Origin of the sequence: Xanthomonas cucurbitae (assembly GCF_002939885.1) — a bacterium.
Lineage (GTDB): Bacteria > Pseudomonadota > Gammaproteobacteria > Xanthomonadales > Xanthomonadaceae > Xanthomonas > Xanthomonas cucurbitae.
On the sequence record NZ_MDED01000119.1, the window covers coordinates 1 to 686 of the forward strand.

The 686-nt window shown below is 63.1% G+C and carries 1 protein-coding gene; it reads right to left on the reverse strand.

Translation table 11 applies throughout. The features are described from left to right. A partial coding sequence (locus tag XcuCFBP2542_RS18990) for an IS701 family transposase (RefSeq protein WP_146090381.1) occupies positions 1-686 on the reverse strand: 686 nt, incomplete at both ends.

Sequence of the window (686 nt, forward strand, 5' to 3'; positions counted from 1 at the left end):
CGCAAGCGCTCAGCAACCAGAAACCCGTAAGCAGCAATGCATAGCGTGGCGTGATGATGAAACCCCCGCCAACCGCGCCCTTCGTAGTGATCCAGACCAAACTCCTGCTTCAGGTCCTGATAATCGCGTTCAACCCGCCAGCGCGCTTTGACCGTATTCACCAGATCCTTGCGGAGCGTGCTTGCCGGCAAGTTGGAGAGGAAGTAGCGCGTTGGCTTGTCTTCGTTTTCGGGCCATTCGATCAACAACCACTCCTCCTGACGCAAACGATCTCCCTGCGCGGCACGCACGCGCAGGGCCGCAAAGCGTCCGGACAACGGTGCGTTGCTGCCTTCCCGCCATGACACCGTCCGGAAGGCACGCCGAGGCAGGGACTGCGCCAGTGCCTCCACCGACTGTGGCTGGCGATCCGCCGTGCGGCGATGGCGAATCGCAGGACGGCCCTGCCCCTTCCAAGGCGCGGGCGGCTCGGGCGTTTGCCCCGGCGGCCAGACCTTGACGCTCGAAACAATCCCCACTGCATAAGTCAGTTCCAAGGCAGTCAGCGCATCACGCCAAGCCGTATTGCTGCCATAAGCTGCATCGGCCAACACGGTGCCGCGGACGACACCTGCAGCACACGCGGCCTGCATCTGCGCCAGCGCTATCTCTGGCTTGGTGGCGAACGCGATCTCTTCCGGAACACC